The 22,014-nt window shown below is 44.0% G+C and carries 8 protein-coding genes and 1 pseudogene; all 9 read right to left on the bottom strand.

Going from position 1 to position 22,014, the window contains the following annotated elements; all coding sequences use genetic code 11:
* Window positions 1–31: 31 nt before the first annotated feature.
* The gene (locus JQM82_RS03185; protein ID WP_235248566.1) at window positions 32–1,195 is read right to left on the bottom strand and encodes a sensor histidine kinase; all 1,164 of its coding nucleotides are present in this window, start codon (window positions 1,193–1,195) and stop codon (window positions 32–34) included.
* Window positions 1,183–1,857, bottom strand: a complete 675-nt coding sequence (locus JQM82_RS03180) for a response regulator transcription factor (RefSeq protein ID WP_235248565.1) — start codon at window positions 1,855–1,857, stop codon at window positions 1,183–1,185. The genes JQM82_RS03185 and JQM82_RS03180 overlap by 13 nt, the downstream gene beginning before the upstream one ends.
* A gap of 113 nt (window positions 1,858–1,970) precedes the next feature.
* On the bottom strand, window positions 1,971–2,123 hold the full coding sequence (locus tag JQM82_RS16595; RefSeq protein ID WP_420370603.1) for a helix-turn-helix domain-containing protein: 153 nt from the start codon (window positions 2,121–2,123) through the stop codon (window positions 1,971–1,973).
* Between the two features lie 310 nt (window positions 2,124–2,433).
* Entirely contained in the window at window positions 2,434–5,913 is a 3,480-nt protein-coding gene (locus JQM82_RS03175) for a DUF3849 domain-containing protein (RefSeq protein ID WP_235248564.1), read from the bottom strand.
* A 24-nt stretch (window positions 5,914–5,937) separates the two neighbouring features.
* Complete coding sequence (locus JQM82_RS03170; RefSeq protein WP_235248563.1) at window positions 5,938–6,819, bottom strand: DUF6674 family protein; 882 nt, start codon at window positions 6,817–6,819, stop codon at window positions 5,938–5,940.
* A 9-nt stretch (window positions 6,820–6,828) separates the two neighbouring features.
* Window positions 6,829–11,811: pseudogene (locus JQM82_RS16590) on the bottom strand (DEAD/DEAH box helicase family protein); the annotation flags it as partial.
* Window positions 11,812–13,625: 1,814 nt separating this feature from the next.
* On the bottom strand, window positions 13,626–13,925 hold the full coding sequence (locus JQM82_RS03160) for a TnpV protein (RefSeq protein WP_328284193.1): 300 nt from the start codon (window positions 13,923–13,925) through the stop codon (window positions 13,626–13,628).
* Between the two features lie 966 nt (window positions 13,926–14,891).
* The gene (locus tag JQM82_RS03155; RefSeq protein ID WP_235248559.1) at window positions 14,892–15,407 is read right to left on the bottom strand and encodes a helix-turn-helix domain-containing protein; all 516 of its coding nucleotides are present in this window, start codon (window positions 15,405–15,407) and stop codon (window positions 14,892–14,894) included.
* Between the two features lie 55 nt (window positions 15,408–15,462).
* Window positions 15,463–21,945, bottom strand: coding sequence for a SpaA isopeptide-forming pilin-related protein (locus JQM82_RS03150; RefSeq protein ID WP_235248557.1), 6,483 nt, complete (start codon window positions 21,943–21,945; stop codon window positions 15,463–15,465).
* Window positions 21,946–22,014: the final 69 nt, after the last annotated feature.

The following is a 22,014-nucleotide window of genomic DNA, read 5'->3' as shown; positions in this document are numbered from 1 at the left end:
CGTCTTATCAGCAAGGAGCATTTTGCCATCTTTAATTCATTCCAAATGTCGCTGTTACGGAAGCACCGCCAGAAGAACGGTTATTCAGGGCTATGCTGCCGCCATGCCGTAAACACAGGATTTTGCAGATATTCAGCCCTAAACCGAAATGCTGGCTGTCAGCCTTTTTCTCGGTTGTATAGAACGGGTCAGTTGCAGATTTCAGAGCAACCGGATCAAACCCGTTCCCATCGTCCATGACGGAAATAGAAAAGGTTCTGCCATGTGTTTTGCAGGCTATCGACACAGAAGTTTTGGCGTACCGAACTGCGTTAGATAAGAGATTTTCAAATACCTGCATCACAATTTCAGAATCAAGCACAAGAGCCTCTGCATAAACTTCATTCTGGTAAATAAGCTGTTTTCCGCCGCAGACAATTTCAGCAGTATCTTTTAGTATTTCCAGCAGCTCGGCAGCGTCTACTGGTTTTGCGGATATAGGTATGTCCTCAAGCCGTTGCAAATCATTCATGGAAGAAACATAGCTTTTTAAGCGGGTCAACTGGCTTGCCATAACGCAGTAGGTTTCCGAAATCTCGTCAGCACTCAACTTTCCTGTTGGGGCATACTTTTGTAAAATATTCAAGTGTCCCTCTAAAACAGTCAGCGGTGTCCTCAGATCGTGTGAAAATGCCGCATTGAGACGTTTCCGATCATCCATCTGCCGCCACATTTCCCGATTATTGGCTTCAAGTGTTGAGCGCATTTTCTCAAAAGCGGAGCAGAGCTGCCCCATTTCATCGGTTTTGTCATATGTAATCACAAAGTCAAGATTATTATTCGCAATTTGGGCCGCAGAATTGGATAGTATGTGCAAAGGCTTTTTCAGCTTAATTTTGTAAAATATCCAGCTTGCAAGGAACATACATACCAAATATGTCAGCGGAGGTAACAACCATGTAAGCATTTCATAGGTTTGAATTTTACTACTATCGGTGGCTGAAAAATAATACTCTGCATTATCAGCCCATGCCCTTATTCCATTAAAGCCCTCTATCCGATCTGTGTATTCAAAAACAATTTCCCGCTGAGTATTGTGTAGTACGGTCTTTTCCACTTCCGTAAGTAGCATTGCTATCAAAATAAACACCGTAGACAACAATACAAAAGCAGGCATGATAGGGAGACTTTTCAAACGGTATTTTACTTTGCCCATTTATATCCCACCCCCCAAACGGTCTCTATATATTGCTTTGCACCAGCGGCAGCAAACTTTGCCCGGATTTTTCTGATATGCTCCGCAACAACAGTATTGTTGCCCAGTCCATCCAATCCCCATGCAGTTTCATAAAGCCGCTCTTTATCGAAGACTTGTCCCGGATTTTGTGATAAAACTTCGATAATGTCAAATTCTTTTTTCAGCAGAGGGATTTCCTCGTTCTTGAAATAAACAATTCTCTGTGCATAGTCAATTACAAAGAAATTGTCGAATAGCACCTGCGTTTTTACTTTGCACCTATTTTCACGGCGCAAATGTGCAGAGACACGGGCGCCTAATTCGTCTATCGAAAATGGCTTGACAATATAATCATCACCGCCAGCACTGAAACCTTTGATTTTGTCGCTGTCCTCAATATTTGCTGTAAGGAACAGGATCGGGCATGAAACAAAATCACGAATATTTTTGCAAAGAGATAGACCGTCCAAATCCGGCATATTGATATCAAGCAGAATGATATCTGGCTGTAATGACATTTTTTGTAATGCTTCTCGTCCTCCAGCAGCAGTAATCACATCATATTCATTTAGAGAAAAATATCTTTTCAGCATACTTAAAATTTCAACTTCATCATCTATTATCATAACTTTTTGTTGCATTATAACGCCTCCCTTAAACCATAAAATTAGTATCCATTTTTCAAATTTCAATCAATTTCACTTCAACTATCTATGGGTATCTTCCTAAAATCAAACACCATTATACGCAAGTGTTATATCCCTACCCCGTTTTCTCCCTTTACTGCCCTCTTTGTTTCCTCTATCGGGAAATAAAATATTTTTTTTAACAGTTTTATAATAATGGATTGTTTCATATCCTCGTCCACATACGTTCTCACAATGCCATCCAGCTGCTTCTCTTTCACTATGGCGAGTTACTCAATATAAGAATTGTAGTGTACAATATCTCTTTCTGTTGCCCATTTCTCCCTGGCAACAGCCGTTTTGATAATTTCATAAGTTAATGAATTCTGCTGTTCTTCCATGCCCGTACCTCTGCCAGTCTGATTGCTTACAGAATACCATATCTGCGTGCAACTATCCAGTAAGCCGGCACCCATTTTATATTTTGAAATGCTGCAATAATAAGCAACATGTTATTCCGACGCAAAAAAGAGCGGCAGAAGATGTATTTTTCTACACCCTCTGCCACCCATGCTTATATCTCCTATCCTATCAGTCCATCCCCCATTCCGGCTTTTTTGCAGCGTCTTTTGACGTTTTATTCTTTTGTCCGTCCTGGGCAATCCGTTCTTTGCTTCGCTCCAACCGTTCCATAATGGATAAATCCTTTTTCTCCTGTCTGGCCGGCTCTTTTTGCCTTGTATTATTTAAAATTCCGTCAATCTGATTATAGTTAGCTTCCTCCAGTTCTTCCACTTTTGTAAGAGGATTTCTTTCTCTGCGTTCCACCAGATCGTCCATACGTCTCAATAGATCTTTTGCCTTCTTTACATCCTCTGCCGGTTCTTCCTCATCAATGACTGACTGCATCCATTCCCGGATATGTTCATTCTCGCCCTTTTGCAGGTCACGATAAATGCTGCTGATATTTTCTTCCCGGTTCTTTACCGCATCCCGGTAACCATATGGATCATACTCTCTTGAAAAACGGTCAATATCTACCGCAAGCTGATTACAGTCTTTATCAAAATCCTCCGCACGTTCCCGGTTTTCTCTGGCTCGTGTCTCCACATCCCACACCTCTTTATCAGGAAATTGTGCGATCACATCCCGGATAGCCTGCTGTACCAATGGATTTCCCCGTAATTCCGGCACTTCGTTGATACCATCTACATCAATCGTTATACCATTTAACAATTCCATCGTAGTGTCCATGTAGTCCTCATTTCCTTCTGTATGAAGGACAAATCCAATTCCTCTAATACCATTCATCCTTTCCGGAGGTATGGACTCATACTTGCTTACCGCTTCTGCAAAAGTCAGATTATCATGATATTCACCAAGCGTAGGAAATTCCATACATTCTGCCACATAAAACGTCAATGTCTGTATCGGTTTCTCTGCTGTCACTTCCACTTTCTGCTGATCGGATGCCGCTTCCCTAAAACTTTTTACTTTTTCTTCCAGGTACTCATTTGCCCTTACAAGATATTCCTCAATCGTTCCTGATTTTTCCGCAGTAATCGGATTGATATCTACCGTCATACCGCCTATGGAAAGTCCATCTTCATGGAGCATATTGAAAAAATCATCTTCCCGTATATCTCCCTGAAATTCAATTACCACATCCACATCCGAATTTTCATTCTCAATTCCTGCGATGCGGCTTCCATACACCCTTGCGGCCATAACCTGCACATCATATCCCGCTTCATCTGCCATGCTCTGTGCGTAATCCAGGACGGTTTCTTCTATATCGGCCCGGCTCATATTATTAAGGGAAGTCTCCGGCTGTGTCATATTGGAAACAGGTGGTAACTTTCTGTTATTCTCTCTTTCCAAAATTTCTGCTCTTGCAAGACTAATGAAGCCATCCAGCACCGCCGGATGGCTCGTTACTATGAAATCAGTATTTCCGTTTCCCCAACTGTCCTTATCCTCATAAACCGGGATTGTATGCGCCCATGCTTTGTTATCACGAGAAAATCGCCCGTCATACTCCAGTTCCCTCAATGTACTGGCAAGCACATAACATACACGTTCTGAACCATATTCCACGAGTACCGGTTTTGCCACATCATGCTGCAGGTGCATTCCGTCAAAATTCTCTCTTATTGCTTTTTCAATCGCATTTTTGCAGGCTATGTTTTCTTTCTTTGATGCCCGGTAACTCTCGATCTCCCCATTTTCTACTGCATACGAAAAAGGGAACCGATAGACCGGTAAATATTCCGGTATTTTCTGTTTTTCTTCTATACGGTTCGCTGCTTCCACCCGTTCCATAAAGTCCTCATAATTGATTACCCTGCAATCTTCAAATTTGAGGTGTTCATCCTCCAATATCTCATTGATTGCTTCTGTTATCGTCAAATCCAGATTGTCATACATGCCTCCATCCAGTTCACGATATTCTGCATCATAAAAAGTATAATCAAATCCTCCCTCTGTATTTTGGATAGTAAAATAGCGTTCCCCTATCTGGTAAGCGATCTCCGTATCATGCAGGTCAATGGCTATATCAATCCGCTCAATCGCAGCCGTAATTTCCGGATTATTCCATCCTTCTTTTGACTGATAATCTAATATGATACATTCCATTCCTCCAATACACTGAATAAAATCCTGGCTTTCCGGCACTGGCTGGCTATTCTGGATTCCAAAGGCTTTTCGCTTATCATTCGGCAGAGAAAAATATGCGGTTAATGCTTCGTCCATATCCCCATATTCCCGAATATCCAAAGCGCCCTCTTTCTCCAGGTCATCTATGACATAGTAATGGGCAATATACGGTAAATCCGCTTCTTTTTCTTTCTCCTTATTCCTGAACATTTGTAAAAACTGCGGAACCTCACGAAATCCAAAACTGTCTACATACTGTGCCTGGTTCTCCCCATTCTTGTGAAGCAGAACAATATCGCTCACAGAAAGGGAATGCCCCTTAAAATCCTCCGGACGGAACAGATTAAATTCCTCGAAAATATCATCCAGCGTCTGCCCTTCCTGAAGCGGTGCTGTATAAACCAGCTCATAATTATCTTTTTCCACTTTCAATCCAAATTTCTGCAGATTATCCAGCCTTTCAAAACGATGATAGTGCAAATCATCCCCATCTTTTAACTGGTAGATACCAAAACGGTCTGTCTCCCCATAAAGAAGCTCCCTTTCCAGTTCATTTTCCACTTCCGGAATGGATGGAACTTCTTCTTTGCTCAGTTCATCCCATACCGCTTTTTCGATTCCAAACATTCCCTCATAAGCTACGATTTCCTCGCTGTTCGCAGCATAAACTTCCGTATTATCCGGATAAAGCAGCAGCACTGGATATTCCTCTTGATAAAGTTCCAACGCCCGCCCTTTTGACAACGGATATACGCCATCATTGCGATAACCGTACTCATTACGTTCCGTAAAACTGGTATTCTGATCCGGCACTCCCTCCAGTTCTGCCCTGGCATTCTCCATGATCTCATAACGTATACGCACATCCGTTTTCTCCAGAGAATCCCTCAATTCCTGTGCTAATAAATATGTGTCCTTACTATTGTCAAACTGACGTGCATACTTCACAATCAAGTTCCGTTCCTCATCATTGAATACCGGTTCCCAAAAATCCATGCGGTTCATAATGTTATACGCCTGCTGAACGGAAGTCAGTTCATCGCTTCTATGTATTTCATTTTCGTTATAATCATATTCAAAATCGTAAAAAGCTGAATACCCATTCCATCTATTTATGCTGTCCAAAACGGGAATCATATCTGCGCCCTGTCCAGCCAGATAGTCCGGCACCGTACCATCCCATTTCACGTCAGCAAACTCTGCCGCCTCATGAAGTAATTTCTCAACCTGTTCCCCGTCCATATTCGTGATGCGGTATGAAATATAATAATCATCTATGGAGCCGGAAAACAAAACTATAACATCCGAGTCTCTGATTGGCTCATTTTCAATCTCCCGGATTTCTCTTTCAAGACGTTCATGTTCTCTTTGATTTTCCTCTATTTTCTCTAATAATTCCCTATATTTCCCCATATATGCTCCTTTCCGGGGTTGCCCCTATAATACTGCTTCTTGTTTTTTAACTTTATCTGCTGCGGGCGATCTTTTCGTCTGATTTCCCTGGGCTTTTTTCAAAGACTCCAGTTTATCCATAATGGCCGGTTTTTCTTCCACCTTTTTTTCAGCAGGAACCTTTTTATTGTTTTCCCGGCTTGTTCTGCCATCCATTTGCTCCAACAGCACCAGCTTCGCAATATCTTTCTCCAGTTTATCTGCTTTTCTAAGACAGAAATTCTGCATACTCTTATATGGACGCTTCATATGGTGGAAAAAACCTGTTTCTTTCTGCCGGGGTACTTCCAACGCTTCCTTTCCCGACAATGCTCTGCCGGCATTCCTGGCATGGATGGCAGTCTCTCGTAATTCCTGGCTCACTCGGTCAATCTTATCCATCGAATCCTGCATATCCTTCGCAGTCTGTACGAAAGAATTATGTAATTGTGCGAGCTTCTCTTTCACTCCTAAAAACTCGCAGACATGATTTAAGGCGGACACACCATGTTCTTTAAAATTCTGAACAAGCTGTACCGCCTTATCATTAAGGTTTACCCGCATTTCCTGAAGCTGTTCCCGCAAAAATGCTGCTTTTTCCTGTAATCGCCCGGATAAATCAGTCAGGACATTCCGTATTTCCTTTGTCTGTGGTGTATTCTGCACATTGGCGAGCTGTTCTTTTACCGTATCCAGTTCTTCCAGAACAGCGTAAAAATTTTCCTCAATATCATTCATATAATTCATCAACAGAGAAACGGTCTGCCGGTTCTGTTCCATATTCACATCCAACAAAATTTTAAGCAACTCCTCTACCCCCGGCATTTCTGCCGTTTTTTCCTCCGCTACATCAATCTTCATCGTATCTTTTTTACTTTCTACTGACATACAAACCTCCTATAAACTTGCCGCTTTTTCTATATTTCTGGTTTCTTCTGTTCCCATCCGGCTTGTCTGCTCTTTAAAATGTGCCAGTTTTTCCATAATGGACGGACGTGCGGCTGTAGCTTTATCCGGATCTGCAGTCGTTGGAAACTTTTTAATTTCTGCTGACTGTCCATAAGAAACATCTGATACCCCGGACTGTTCTGTTTCTTCTTCCGACTCATCCAGACACTCCTCTCCCCCTTTTTCATCCATATTCAAAAGGGCGTTCAGTTCCGCCAGACGGTTCATTTTTTCATTCAGCTCCGTTTCCTGCGCAAACGGTTTTGTTACCTCCTCTTTCACATTTTCAAGCTGCTTCTCCGTATTGCTTAACTGCTCTTTTTCCTTTGTCAGTTCATTTTCCATTGCGGACAAAGCATTATTTATACGGGTAAGATTACCGAATACGTCTGAACCAATCTCCACATTGTGGGACAGTGCACCTTTTAAGTTCAGGGTAAATTTCTGCGAAAAACTGTCAAACGTGACACTCATCTTAAATCCCAGGTATTCTCCGATAGGCGTTGCGATATTGGGAGATTTTACCTGCTTGCAGAAAGCGATCAGCGCTGTTCCAGCCTCTTTTTTGTCCGTATACATACGTTCTCCGAGTTTCATGGCAAAAATCTCTTTATCGGCAGGCTTCACTTCCCGGTAATGTGACACATCAATTTCATAGGCCGCTATCCGTTCTTTTAAGGCGCTGATCTTCTTCGGATAGTGTTTCGCAATATTATCCTCCAGACGGTAAATCTGGCTGGTATGGTTTGCTTTTAACAATTTCAGCTTTGATACCTGAATATCCAAGTCCATCTTTTCTTTTATGTACGGATTGCCTGTTGCCAGGGCTTTCACTTCCGCATAACTCAAGCTGGCTTCATCTATATCCTCACAAGACCTTACCGGCGATTTACTTGTCATGATCTGGCTGATGAATTTCTGTTTGTTTTCGATGACCTGCCAGGAATACGCATCAAAGGTTCCCTCAGTGATATAACGGAAAATACGGACACGCTCATTATGGTTTCCCTGACGGATAATTCGCCCTTCACGCTGCTCAATATCGGACGGACGCCAAGGTACATCCAAGTGATGTTCTGCGATCAACAAATCCTGCACGTTGGTTCCGGCTCCCATTTTTGCGGTGGAGCCAAGCAAAAAGCGAACCTGCCCGCTTCTTACCCTTGCGAACAGCTCCGCCTTTCTTGTTTCCGTATTTGCGTCATGAATAAATGCGATTTCTTCCGGTGGCACTCCTTTTGCAATCAGTTTATCACGAATATCATGGTAAACATTAAATATGCCGTCATTTTTCGGGGTGGACAGATCACAAAAAATTAACTGCGCTGATTTTTCTTCCGCTGTCTCATTCCATATTCCCAATGCTTTTTCTACACAGGCATTGACCTTTGAACCTTCCTCATCCGGCAGCATCGGATTTATCAGACGCTGATCCAGCGCCAGCTTTCTCCCATCATTGGTAATTTTCAGCATATTATCAATGGAAGAATCCACGTTTCTATTTCTCACATCCTCCGCCCGGTCTGCAAGGCTTTGAACCATTTCCTGCTGATACTCACTGGGCTTTTGCACTATATCCTCATAAACAACCTCTGGCACAGGAAGGTTTAACATATCCGGTGTCTGGATGTCGGCACTTTCCTTAAACAAAGAAATCAGTTCCGGCAAATTAAAAAACTTCGCAAATCTTGTTTTTGCCCGGTATCCGGTTCCCTCCGGAGCCAGTTCGATGGCTGTAATGGTTTCTCCAAAAGCAGCCGCCCAGGAATCAAAATGTCCCAACCCCAGTCTCTGAAGCGTCCCATACTGCAAATAACGCATATTTGTGTATAATTCTGTCATGGAATTGCTGATCGGCGTTCCAGTAGCAAAGGTAACGCCCTTTCCTCCGGTTAATTCATCCATATACTGGCACTTTGCAAACATATCCGAAGATTTCTGCGCCTCTGTCTGTGCGATGCCGGCAACATTCCGCATTTTTGTATAGAGGAACAAATTTTTGAACGCATGGCTCTCATCCACAAAGAGCCTGTCCACTCCCAACTGTTCAAAAGTAACCACATCATCCTTTCTGGAACTGTCATGCAACCGTTCCATTCTGGCCGCCAGGGATTTTTTTGTTTTTTCCATCTGTTTAATGGTATAACGCTCTCCATTTTCCGCCTTTGCCTGCTCGATTGCCATTTCAATTTCATCAATCTGACGTTCGATCAGGTTTTCCTGGCGTTCTCTGGATAATGGGATTTTTTCAAACTGGCTGTGACCGATAATGACCGCATCGTAATCACCGGTGGCGATCCTGGAGCAGAATTTTTTCCGGTTTGCAGGCTCAAAATCCTTTTTGGTTGCCGCAAGGATGTTGGCACCCGGATACAATCGCAAAAAATCACTTGCCCACTGTTCTGTCAGATGGTTCGGCACAACAAACAGAGATTTCTGTGCCAGTCCCAGACGCTTACTCTCCATTGCTGCCGCCACCATTTCAAAGGTTTTCCCGGCACCTACGCAATGGGCAAGCAGGGTATTATCCCCATATAGCTGATGGGCAACCGCATTTTTCTGATGTGGCCGCAAGTCAATATCCGGTGTCATTCCCGGAAATGTCAGATGGGAACCATCGTATTCCCTAGGCCGGTTTGAATTAAAAATCTCATTGTATTTTTTACATAGAACCTCTCTGCGGTCTGCGTCCCGGAATATCCAATCCTTAAAAGCCTCCCGGATCGCTTCCTGTTTCTGGCTGGCAAGAGTAGTCTCTTTTTTATTGAGAACTCGCTTTTCCTTGCCATCCTCCATGACGGTATCGTAAACCCGGCTGTCCCGCAGGTTCAGGGAATCTTCCAGTATTTTATAAGCGTTTGCCCTCTGCGTACCATAAGTAGTGTCGATCAGGGGATTCCCAAAATCCGCACTCTTTCCCTTGATATTCCATTGCCCGGTTACATCGGAATACTGCACACCAATAATCCCCTGCTCCATCTTCCGTTCCGGTGTTTCAAAAACCTCCCGCATAAAATCATTGATATATTTCTGATCTACCCAGGTAGCTCCAAGACGCACTTCTATCTCGGACGCGTCCAGTTCTTTGGGCTGTACCTTTTCAAGAGCGGTTACGTTTACGGCGTATTCCGGGTGTTTTTCCGCACATAATCGGGCGATTGCCAGCTTTTCTCTCACATTACCGGATAAATACTCATCACTGGTTTCCCAACCGGCATATGGATCATCTAAATCACTCAGTGGATTTTTAAAAATAACTCCCACAAGTTCTCTCACAATGCGGTCATAATTTTCAGAACCTCCAAGCAGGGAAGCCATATATCCAAGATCAACGCAGGCTTTCTCGCTCATGGAAACAGCCAGCGCTTCTGACGGTGTATCCACAGAAGTGATCGTTTCCTGACGCTTGATGGTACGTTTGGTAAACATATCCGCTTTCCGTTTCAGTGTGCCGTCCTCATTCAGCACTTCCAGCGAACATAGCAGGCAATAACTGGAGTCTTGGTTAAATGCCCGTTTATTTGTCCTGGAATTGATAAGGCCAAACTTCTTTGTAAACGCATCATAGAGATTGGACAATTCTTTCTGCTTTTCTTGTATAGCTCCTTCTCCGTACTCCTCCAACTGATACTGGATTACCTCATTGGTCGCATCACGTAAGGCAACCATGCCCTTGATCCTCTCCAGCATTGTTCCGGTCATTTCCACAGGTTTCATAACAGAGTTTTCCCGGTAATATACTTCCCCGTCTATAACAGTATAACTGTAATTCTTTACGGATGGATCGGAAGTTATCGTTGCTTTTTCCGTATCATCTTCCAATTCATCAAGACCGGCGCTTTCTATCTCTCCCTGAATGTGACTGGCTGCCTCCTTTAACTGTTCCTCAAAAGATTTTCCCTCAACCTGCTTACAAGTCGGTTCCATCCCATAAGGGCCGGACACCAATTCCATTTTGCCCACAACCATTTCCGGATGGTCGATAAAATACTGGTTCATGGCAATTCCATCTTCGTTCTCTCCAAGATGAACCCAATCCGGCTCAATGTCGATGATCCTGTCACGTTTTTTGAAAAATAAAATATCAGACGTTACCTCTGTACCTGCATTTTCCTTAAAAGCTGTGTTCGGCAGACGTACCGCACCCAAAAGCTCTGCCCGTTGTGCCAGGTATTTCCGTACAGCCGGACTTTTTTTATCCATTGTTCCCTTTGAAGTGACAACAGCCACAACGCCTCCAGGACGCACTTTGTCCAGTGATTTTGCCAGAAAATAGTCATGGATCAGAAAATTATGCTTATCATATGGCTTGTCAGCCACCTTATACTGCCCGAATGGTACATTTCCCACAACCACATCAAAAAAATCGTTGGGATGGTCTGTTTTTTCAAATCCTGCTATCTGAATATTCGCCTGCGGATAAAGCTGTCTCGCAATCCGCCCGGTAAGGCTGTCCAGTTCCACGCCATACAGCCTGCTATCCTGCATAGTTTCCGGCAGCATACCGAAGAAATTTCCAATACCCATAGATGGTTCCAGGATGTTCCCCTTTTCAAATCCCATTCGTTCCAACGTTTCATAAATAGACCGGATAATCACAGGGGATGTATAATGGGCATTTAATGTGGATTCTCTGGCAGAAACATATTCTTCCTCACTTAACAGTGCCTTTAGCTGCAGATATTCCTCATGCCATGCACTGTTATTTTCATCAAATGCCTCCGCCAGTCCGCCCCATCCCACGTATTCAGATAAAACCTCCTGTTCCTCCGGCGTCGCAATCCGGTGTTCCTTCTCTATTTGTTGCAATGTACGAATTGCGGCCACGTTGTTGGCAAATTTCTGTTTCGGTGTCCCGGCACCTAACACATCATCCTTTATCTGGAAATTTACTGCACCGGTTTTATCAATCTCAGCATCCAGTTCCGGTTTTCTCTTTTCTGCTTCAAAATCCGGTTTTAGCGATCCGGTCTCCCATTCTGTTTCCGGTTCCGCTTCTTCCTGCTCAGATGTCGCTTTCTCTGCGGATTTCTCCGCTGTTTCTTCCGGCCCTGCAAAATCAGGCTCTTTTTCCTCAAGATTTTCAGCAGATGGCTGTGTATTCTCCTTTTCTTCACTTTCCTGCTCACTTGCATTTAAAATATGTGCCTTTGCAGCATTATCAACGATTTCATCATAGGAAATCACCCGCAGTTCTTCCTCATGGTTGGAAAGATATTCTTCCGCCGCAGACTTGTTGATGAAAGATTTACCTTTTTCCGGATATGCTTCTAAAAGCCCATTCTCTCCTATTGTAACAAGACGGTAGCGGATTCCTTCCCTGCCATCCTGATAATGGTAAGTATAAAATCCAATGCTGTAATCGGTATAATCTTCGGTACTCTCCAACGCTACCACAATACGTTGATCTGGCTCATTCTGCATAAGCAGCTTTTCTCTGGCTTTTTCCAGTGCCTTCTGCTCCTTTTCCGCTTTCCATTCCTGATAGGCTTCTTTCGCTTTCGGGGACAGGAAACGGTTTGTGTCGATCAGCTTACGGATACGCTCCGCCACTTTTGCCCAAGTCAGCAAAATCTTAGCCGTAGGCTCAAAAATGCTGCCCTTACTCAGTGTTATTCCCTTTCCATTATGATCTTCATTACTATGCCATGCCCCCACCAGACCAGGGGCGCTTCCACCAATGCCATACTCCTGTTTTAAGAAATCCGCCTGCGCCTTCTTATCATGGTTATTTAGGAAAAAATCATAAATACGGAATAAACCGCCGGATACACCACTGCCCCGGCTCAACTTATGGTCGATCTCATCCTGTGTAATAAACGTCTCATGCGGCACTTCCACCGTACTCGCCGCCGGAAACTGCAGCGGTTCTCTTTTTAATTCCTCCACAGACCTGCGAATATCCTCCGGTCTGTAAATCAGACGGAACCGGGCTTTTACCTCTCCCCGTTCCAACTCTCCCATAGCCTGATCCATTTGGAATAAAATCTGCTCTATCCCCTCTGGTTTGGAAAGAAGTTCTGCCAGCTTTGCCTCGCTATCCGGATAACTTCCTGCCCTCAGTTCCAATTCCTGCGGCAGAGAACCATACTCATCCCGGAAGAAAAAATAAATTTTAGAAGCCAATTCCGTCTTTTCCTGCATTGGTACATGCCACATTTCTGCCTCATCCATGTATTTTCCGGAAAGGATCAGATTATGGGTATGTGCTTCTACCTCTGCCCAGGACAAGGTACGGACAGACTGGAAACGGGCCGCATTTCCTCTTGTAAAATTCATTCCGTTCTCATCGTACCAGACACAAAGCGGTTCTCCTTCAAAAGTAAACCCTTTGCCGCCCATCCCATATTCCTGCTTCAAAAATTCTGCCATTGTATCGGCATCCAGACCTTTTTGATACTTTGCAAAAATTCTGGAACGGGTATCTCTTTGCCCGCCACCGCTTAACAAAGCGTAATCTACCATCTCATCGGAAATTTGATTTACTGCCGGTAATGGTATCGCATCATCCGCACGATCTATGGCTATATTTCCAATCTGTTCCTCCATACTCGGAAACAGGCTCAACTGCTCATAGACCGGTTCTTCACGCTGTACGTTTTCAATAAAATCCTTATTTTTATCCGACAAAAAATCGGGCAGCATATCACTGTCCGATTTCTGCGTTTCGTTATGAGATTGTTCTGCTTCTGCCTGTTCTTCCTTTAAATCCACAGGCGGCTCTTTTTCTGGCTGTACTTCCCGCTCTAATGGTAAATCAGCTCTTTCAGGATAACTTCCTCCGCTGAGTACCGGATGTTGTTCATCATCTGTACCCACTTCATCGGATCGCTGGCTTTCAATTCCTCGTTCACTCCCTCTTTCGCTGCCATCCGCTCCGTCATATCTTCCATCCTCTGCTCTGCTGTTTCCTGAATTTCCAACAGATGGCTCATCAATTTGCCGCTCAGAAGAAGCCCGGAATAAATGCCCTTCTTGTTCTCCTTCAGATAATCTCTCCGCATCATACCGTACTTCGTCAATACCACCTCCGGCTGCTCGTCCATCTTGATATTCGGGATGTAATAATCTCCGTTCTTCTGATATGTCAATTCCATATTCACTACCCCTTTCTTTATCCTCTTTTTCAACTACTCTCTCAATTTCTTTCTGTTTTTTGCTTTCACGCTTTAAAGCATTATAGTGTCTGTTTCTCGTATTGTCAACAGGTTTTTTAGAAATTTCCTTGTCATATGCCCGGATTGCCTTTCCTATCTCCATCAGGATCGGTTTACAAAGCTCTGTGGTCTGGCTTCCAAGCTGCGATAAGACCGGAACCGTATTAAATTCATGGATATAATCAAAATTCTTGGTATCCTGATAGCTTTCCACATCCAGTCCGCATCTTGTAAGAAGCGTATAGGAAATGCTGGCCTGCAGCGTCTCCCTGAGATGGATTTTCAGCGAATATTCGTCCATTCCCTCCAGAAAGCTTCCATCCGTAAGGTACAGAAGATCTTCCGCTGTTTCTTCATAACAGTCATAAGTAATCCTCTCCGCAATTTCAAGCAATCTGCCCTCCAGTGTTTTTTCCGTATCGGTTTCCCCGTAAATACGTTCCAGGCGTTTCAGAACCGTTTCGCTATGCTCCGGTTTCATCTCCCATAAATAAGGATCACGTCCGATTCTTCGAGCCTTATGGACGTCAGCCACATCAAACACATATTTTAATCTCGGATATGGGGCTTCCTCATCAATCAGGGCAATTCCTTTTGCCCCCTTGTTTACCCAACAATTCAGTTTTTTACTGTTCCAGATTTCAATACTGGCGCAGGCTGTCGCATTCGGGCACTGTGCATAAATTAAAATCTGTTCCTGGAATGGATATTTATAGATCCTTGCGGCAGTATTCAGATACCGCTTCCAGGCTTCTTCATTTTTTACAATATCCTTCGCTGTCTCCTGTGCCAGCATAGATATATATTCATACTTTCTTGCCAAGTAAAATCCCTCCTTTAAGCATATAAAATCTTTTATGGATGCTTTGTTTCCTGCGGCCAGTTCCATTTCCATTCCAGATAATCTTTTTCAGAGATTTCCTGATTTTTTAACTGCCGCTTCTTCTCCAGCCAGTTTTGAAGATATTCGTCCATTTTCCCATATTTGAATCGGATGCCAACCACAGGCTGCTCTCCCTCCAAATTCACGCTAATGGCAATATCTCTATGATTGCTTCCATCCTGTTTTTCTCTGCACGTCTCCATAGCAAAAAGATGAACCGCACCCCTGTTTTCCTCATCCAGCCAGAAAAGCAACTGCATCAAATCTTCCGCCGATCCGAGATGCGGCCTGATAAAATTCAAAATATTTACCTGCAAAATATCCGCCATCAAAGATAAGGTTTCCCGTTTCGGAACCCTTGCGCCTGACTCATACTGTGCGATACGCACATCCGCACTTTTCCTGTCATATCCCAACCGGATACCTAATTCCCGCTGTGTCATGCACCGAAACATACGGATTTTCTTAATCTTTTGCCCTACTTCCATGTTTCCCCCTTTTCTGAAAAAAGGGAGCCGCACGTTTCATGCAGCCCCCATCATGCTATTTATTACGTTTTTTCACAATAACCAAAGCAGCAACGCCAACTGCGGACAATACCATTGCCAGCACAAACAGCCAGATATTCGTATCATCTCCTGTCTTTGGTGTGCTGACAGAAGTAGGATTACCCGATGTTTCTGGTGTACCAGGCTGGCTTTCCGGTTCCTTTTCATTCGTAAGTTCCACCTGATATTCCACCACCGGCGTTTTATCATCCACATATTTAAATGTGATCTTATGCTCTGTCTCGTCCAGTCTATATCCATCCAGCGTTTTTGTTTCTTTCAGGATATAGGTAATCGCCTTTTCATACGTTCCAGCCTTAAATGTGGCGATTGGGTAAGTTTTGGACTCTGCGTGTCCGGCACTGTCTGTTACCAGTGTTTCCAATACATTTCCTTCACTGTCACAGAGAGCAAATTCCACGCCTTTCATCGGCTTTCCGGAATCTTTATCAATTTTATTCAAAATGACTTTTCCTGCCGCCTGCTCATCTTCCATCTTTACAGACTGGATTTCTCCCGTATCTTTTACTTCAAAAGGCACTTTATTGGAAATGATATATCCCTTTGGTGCAGTTTCTTCCAGAAGTGTATATTTTCCAATCGGCAGTTTTTCCACATAATGCGGTTTCTTACCGGATGTCCAACTTTCAATAACCTCATTTTCTTCATTCAGAATATAGAGTTTCGCACCCTCCACCTCGGAGCTTCCGTCTGTCATATCCACTTTACTGATTTCTACTTTAGTGGTATCGTCTTTCATCTCCACTTTCTGAATTTCTGCAGTATTCTCCACAACAAAAGTAATACTCTCCGCCGTAGCATATCCGTCTGCGGGAATTGTCTCTGTCAGAGTATATTCTTTACCCACTTCCAGTTCTTTTATGATATGCGGCTCCCTGCCGGATGTCCATTCGTCTATGGTATTGCCATCCTCATCCGTTACTTTGAGTTTTGCCCCAGGAAGTTCCTCTCCAGTGGTAAGGTCAGACTTTGTGATCTCAAAGGTAGTTGCTTCGTTCTCAAAAGTAAAATCAAACGCAACTTCCGCTGTGTCTGCGCCCGCATACTCAAACTCAAATTCTTTTATTTCCTCTGTGGTTACAAATCCTGCCGGCGCTTTCACTTCTTTTACATAGTAGCTGCCGCCTACCGGAAGATCTGCGGTAAAGACAATCTTCCCTTCTTTGTCCGTTGCTTTCTGCTCGATCATAGTATCCGCTTTCAGGATTGTCTTTCCATCCGCATTTACAATATCCTCTTTCGTATAAAGGGCAAATATGCCGCCTTCTAATACCCTGTCAGAATCTTTCTCTTTTTTCAGCACCGTTATTCTTGCCTTCTGACGGTTATTCTGCCATTCCTCATCGTAGGTAACTACTGGAGTATCCTGATCCCGGTAAGTCAGATCAATTTCTCTCGCTTCTCCGTCCAATACAAACCCGTCTGCAGTTTCTTTTTCCACCACATAGTATTTTCCAAGAGGGAGGTCATCCGCTCTGGCATAACCAAGCGCATCCGTAGTAATCGTTGCTACCAGCTCGTCCTTTTTGTAGTAATCTGCACTTTCACCATCTGCGGCTTTAATATCTTCCAGTGCATACACTTCAAAGGTAACGTCTTTTAGAGAACCTGTCACATACCCGAAAACGGATTCCATCGCCCCGGCCACCATATCATTCCAGGAAGCTTCTCCAACAAATTCACCCTTTTTATTGATGATAATGCGTCCTGTCGGCACATCATCCTTCATCTCTACTTTCTGCACTTCGGCGGTATCAGAGACAGTAAACTCTACTTCCTCCGCCTTTAAATAACCGTATGGTGCAAATTCCTCACGCAGCACATAAGTTTTTCCTGTCTGAAGCCTCTTAATTACATGCGGCTCGCCTTTTACGGAAGTCCAGGTATCAATCTCGTTGCCATCCTCATCGAGAACGGTAAGTGTTGCCCCTTCCAGCTCTACCCCTGTGGTAAGGTCTGATTTTGTAAATTCCGTAGTGGTCGGCTGATTTTTAAAGATTTCCTCCAGTCTGACAACTTCCACATCCTGCCCCTGATAAGAAGCGGCCACTTCAATGATTTCATCGGATGAGACAAAACCTTCCAGTGCGGTAAGTTCTTTCACATAATATTTTCCAAACGGCAAATCCTGTTCAAATACCGCTTTTCCATCTTTGCCAGTTACAGCACTGGAAAGCTGTGTATCTGCTTTTACGATTACCTTATCCCCGGCCTTTATATCCTCCTTCGCATACAGACCAAACTCAGCGCCGGCAAGCACGCTGTCATTTTCTGCGTCCTTTTTCACAACAGAAAGTTCCACTTTCTGTCTGTCATTGGTAAATTCCGTACTTTCTGCAATCACCGGAGTATTCTGATCTACATAGACAAACTGTACGTTTTGTTCTTCGCTGTTAAGGACAAATCCCTCCGGCGCAGTTTTTTCTGCTACTTTGTATTTTCCAAGCGGCAAATCCTTTAATACGGCTTTTCCATCGGCATCCGTAGTCAGCTCTGCCACCTGTGCGTCTTTGGCATATACCAGAATTCTGTTTCCATTCCCATCCTTCTGGAAATCTGCTGTGTAAATATCCTCTGCAGCATAGACATCAAAAACAGCACCGGCAAGGTTCTGATTTTCATAAATAAAATCTTTTTTATATCCAGTCAGCACTTCGCCTTTTTTCAGTACCGTAAGTTCGCCTTTTACCGGATGGTTTTCATATACTACTTCAATTATGGCATCCCCGGAAACAGAATCAATCTGATAAAGGGTATCTGTATCCACCTTAATTTCCACATAGTTTGTGTTGATGGTGTATCCCTCCGGCGCAGTCACTTCTTCAATGCGGTAACGTCCGATTTTCAAATTCTGCGGCAGAATCAGATAACCATCCGCATCCGTAAAATAAGATTTATGTGTTACCGTAGTCGGATAAGTAGTTACCTGTTCCACATATTTCTCATTATCAAGGTCATAGACTTTAAATTCCGTACCCGCAGCCAGGACAGTTTTCTTTGTCTCATCGTCCTGCTTTACGATTTTCAGTTTCGCCGTAAATTCATCATCCAGCAGAACACGCCATACCTGCGGTTCTGTCGGCTTATGTTCTGTGATGCGCACAATGAAATCATCCACCGGCTTATAATGATGGGGTGTTGTGCTTTCCCTTACAAGGTATGTACCAAAAGGAAGTGGAATGGAAACTGCATACCCTTTTTCGTCAGTGAAAATTTCTGTCGCACCATTTTCTCCGATCACTGCCGGTTCTGCGGAAGAAAAATCATAACTTCCATCCTCTTTTACCGGAAGGGAAGAAAGCAGATAAGCAGTAAATCCTGCACCTTTTAGCAGCTCTGCGTCCGTTTCTCCGTTATTGGCTGCTTTAATGATCTGGAATGGCTGCTTCTTTACCGGTTCCGGCGATGTACAGTCACGCTCAACCGTAGCAACCAGATCTCCCTCATAATCGCATACCAAATCATACTCGTTTTCATCCGCAAGATAACCGGTGGGCGGTGTGATTTCTTTTACAAAATATTCGCCCAGGTACAAGTTTTCGATTCTGGCTTTTCCATCCTTATCTGTGGTTAAAGTTCCAACCTGTGTGCCGGCTTTATAAAGAACGCCTGTCTTTCCATCCGGATGCACAATATCATTACGGGCATACACACCATAAACCGCATTTTCTAAAGACGCATCCCCCTGCGGCTGATTGGTATCCGTTTCCGCATCCTTTTTATACAATGTAATGGCTGCGTTCACTCTTTCATTGAGAAAAGTGTGGGAAAATGTAACCTTTGCTTCCTCATCATTGGTATAGGAAAAATCAAAAGAATAAACATCTTCCGCATTTCTCACATAATTGTCCGGTGCCTGAACTTCTTTTACATAATAAGAGAAGCCAACCGGCAGATCAGCGGTAAACTTCGCTGTTCCCTCATTTCCAGTGGTTACTTTCTCGATCAGGGCATCTTTTTTTACCACAGCCGTACCGTCCACATTTACCATATCCTCTGCGGCATACAGTCCGAAAATACCTCCCGGCAATCCATTAGCGGTATCTTTATCTTTCTTTACAACCGCAACCTCCGTTTTCTGACGGTCATTTACAAAAGTAGTGTCGGAAAACGCTGCTTCCGCCGTCTGTCCGGCATAAGTAATGGTTACTTTCTTTGTTTCTTTTGCATTATAGAAATTCTGTGGTGCCTGAACTTCTGTCACATTATAACTTCCAAGATGCAGGTTCGTTAAAGTAACAGAACCCTCATTCCCTGTTACCAGATTTTCTGCGACCAATGCCCCTGCCTGATAAACAACCGTTCCATATGGCGTTGTAATATCCTCTGCAGCATAAACATTATAAATAGCACCTTTCTGTCTGCGTTTCTCATACTGGAACACTGTGCCATTTTCATTGGATACCGCACCGGTAAACACTTCGCCCTCTTTGTAAATCGTCAGATTTCCAAGCTGCTCCTTATCCGTTACCGTCTGTTTTGCGCTCCCGCTTACAACCAGTTGCACACCATAGGAAGCTGTATTCAACACATATCCTTTCGGTGCGGTAATTTCCTTTAAGTAAACCGTATCCTGCGTTTTCATAATCGTAACACTGGACGCACCGTTTTTATCTGTGGCAGGCATTTCCACGATCAGGTTTTTGCAAGCTGCGTCACTGTAAAGCCCGTAAACGGAACCCGCCAGTGTCTGGTTCGTCTGTGCGTCCTTCTTTACAATTTCCACTTTTGCCTGTTGTACCCATTTCACAGAGAAATCCACATATTTCTCATCGGTCACGCCTTCCCCGAATACAAGGGCTAAGTCCTGTGTGTCACTTCCGGTTGTAATTTTATAGGCGGAATAATCTTTTGTTATACTTCCCTTCATCGTTACTGACCAGGAACCGGCTACATCAGCGGTCTGTGTCAATGGTGCGGAAAGATAGAACTTTGTACCTCCTGCTACTTCCACATCCGCCCCTGCTTTACTGGTTTTTCCGGTTGTTATGTTATGGAATTTCACACCATCCGGAAGTTTCATGGTAATGGTCTGCAATGTGTCAGCTTTAAACGTAATCTCTTTTGTCCTCTGGCTGTTCCCATCAATATAGGCGGTAACATCCGCATCGGAAAAAGACATTGCCACATCCGGGATTTCCGGCTGGCTCACACAATAGTTGTATAATTCCATTGCAAGGGACTGTCCTGTACTGTTTGTTCCTGAAAAAGCATCACTGCTTCCATTTGCGTAGGATGCTGCTATGTGTGTAATAATAAACCGTTTTCCGGTAGAAAAATCCGGATATTTCTCTGCAAAAAATCCCTCGTCTCCAGATGCCTTTGTTCCATAATAGCAGACCTTCGCCAGTGTCTTGCTATCTCCGAGCTTCGTAATGGTATAATTTCCATCCCCAGGCCCCGCTTTTGATGGCTGCACACAATAGGCGGTAGCTGTCACACTTCCGAATTTCACCGTATACGGATAGGTCACATAAGAGCCAAGCCCATAATCCGCATAATAATAAGCGCTTCCTCTGGTAACATCCACACTCTGCGCTGCCCTTGCAGAAAACAGCATTGGAGACTCTGCGGTAAACGTAACCGATTCCCCTTCTTCCAACTCCAGAAGATCAACATCCTGTTCCACCGCCTGCAGCATGACATCGCCAAGCGTAAGGCCGCTTTCCTCATCTACGGTATTTTCTGTCTCCGCTGCCTCCAGTGCCGCATCCAAATCCGTTTCTGTCAGCACTTCCGTTGTTTTTTCCGTCTCATTTTCTGTCCCGGTACTTTCTGACTCTGCTTCTCCAGTTTCCTCCGTTACAGCTTCTGTTTCTGTTGTAGGCTCCGGCTCCACTGTTTCCATTTCTGTTGCAGCTTCTGTCTCCGCTGTCTCGATCTCAAAAATTGCTTCATCCGTCACACTTTCTGACTGTGCCGGTTCCTCTGCCCATACCTCCTGTTGGTCTGATTCCCCATCGTCAGAAGACTCATCTTCCGAAGCGGCATTTCCCCCGCCCTCCGTAGCTGTCTCTCCTGCCGGTTCGGACGATGACTGCGCCGCAATCTCTTTTACCACGATATTTCTGGTAATCTGATAGGCGGGATGCCCGCTTACCGGTTCCACATAATAGACTGCCTTATAAGTGTCAGCATGATCGGTGGAAAAATCTTTCCCCGCCACATTTTTCGCTTCATGGAATATAACCTTGACTTTACTGTTATCCAAAATCTCCAATCCGGTAAAGTCACATTCCATATCAAATTTCACACCGGCTTCCAGCTCTATATCTTTTGCCGTTACAACTTCTTCTTCGTCCAGCATCTCTTTGACTTCCTCATAAAGAGGGTATTCTTTCGCCTTTACATCCGGTTCTGCAGCATACGCCATTACCGGAGATAAAATAGTGGAAAGAATTGTAAGTATTGCCATCATTCCTGAAAGGAACTGTCTGAATTTCGCTTTTCTTTTCATGTTCGCTACCTCTTTCTTTATCTGTGATTTGATTTTTTTAAAACGGACATTCGGAATCCGCTTCGATGC

The sequence above is a fragment of the Faecalicatena contorta genome (genome assembly GCF_021531995.1).
Classification (GTDB): domain Bacteria; phylum Bacillota; class Clostridia; order Lachnospirales; family Lachnospiraceae; genus Dorea_A; species Dorea_A contorta_A.
Note: the sequence above shows the minus strand (reverse complement) of the source record. Positions and strands in the feature narration are given on the sequence as shown.

Excerpts from the sequence above, each read along its gene's own strand:
- JQM82_RS03185 (WP_235248566.1), bottom strand. The coding sequence starts at position 1,195 with ATGGGCAAAGTAAAATACCGTTTGAAAAGTCTCCCTATCATGCCTGCT.
- JQM82_RS03180 (WP_235248565.1), bottom strand. The coding sequence starts at position 1,857 with ATGCAACAAAAAGTTATGATAATAGATGATGAAGTTGAAATTTTAAGT.
- JQM82_RS03175 (WP_235248564.1), bottom strand. The coding sequence starts at position 5,913 with ATGGGGAAATATAGGGAATTATTAGAGAAAATAGAGGAAAATCAAAGA.
- JQM82_RS03170 (WP_235248563.1), bottom strand. The coding sequence starts at position 6,819 with ATGTCAGTAGAAAGTAAAAAAGATACGATGAAGATTGATGTAGCGGAG.
- JQM82_RS03160 (WP_328284193.1), bottom strand. The coding sequence starts at position 13,925 with ATGGACGAGCAGCCGGAGGTGGTATTGACGAAGTACGGTATGATGCGG.
- JQM82_RS03155 (WP_235248559.1), bottom strand. The coding sequence starts at position 15,407 with ATGGAAGTAGGGCAAAAGATTAAGAAAATCCGTATGTTTCGGTGCATG.
- JQM82_RS03150 (WP_235248557.1), bottom strand. The coding sequence starts at position 21,945 with ATGAAAAGAAAAGCGAAATTCAGACAGTTCCTTTCAGGAATGATGGCA.